This window comes from Streptomyces niphimycinicus (assembly GCF_018883605.1).
Lineage (GTDB): Bacteria > Actinomycetota > Actinomycetes > Streptomycetales > Streptomycetaceae > Streptomyces > Streptomyces niphimycinicus.
The window spans coordinates 1-610 of sequence record NZ_JAHLEM010000850.1; the positions used below are offsets into that span (position 1 = coordinate 1).

Genomic DNA, 610 nt, shown 5'->3' on the forward strand with positions numbered 1-610 from the left:
GACGCACCATCCTGATTCACCGCAGAACCCCGCACCACAGCCAGGATGGGGTGCCCGTTGCGCTCAGCATCAGACAGCCGCTCCACCAGCAGCATGCCGATGCCTTCTGCGAAGCCGGTGCCGTCCGCCGCTCCCGCGAACGCCTTGCAGGTGCCGTCCGGTGCGAGTCCGCGCTGTCGGGAGAATTCCACGAAGACGGTGGGGGTGGACATCACCGTCACGCCACCGGCCAGCGCGAGCGAGCACTCGCCGAGGCGCAGCGCCTGTATGGCGAGGTGCAGTGCCACCAGCGACGACGAGCAGGCCGTGTCCACGGTGACGGCCGGGCCCTCGAGGCCGAAGGTATAGGCCACCCGGCCCGAGGCGACGCCTGCCGCCGCGCCCGTGCCCAGATACCCCTCGACACCGTCCGGAGTGGTCGACAGTCGGGTGAGGTAGTCGTGGTGCATCACACCGGTGAACACACCGATCCGCTCGCCCTTGACGGAGGTGGCGGGGATACCCGCGCGCTCGAATACCTCCCATGATGTCTCCAGGAGCAGCCGCTGTTGCGGGTCCATGGCCACGGCCTCGCGCGGCGAGATCCCGAAGAACCCGGCGTCGAACTCGG

The 610-nt window shown here is 69.2% G+C and carries 1 protein-coding gene; it reads right to left on the minus strand.

Translation table 11 applies throughout. The features are described 5' to 3' along the window. Positions 1-610 (minus strand): beta-ketoacyl synthase N-terminal-like domain-containing protein (locus KN815_RS44120; RefSeq protein WP_216347376.1); only part of this gene is annotated, 610 nt, incomplete at both ends.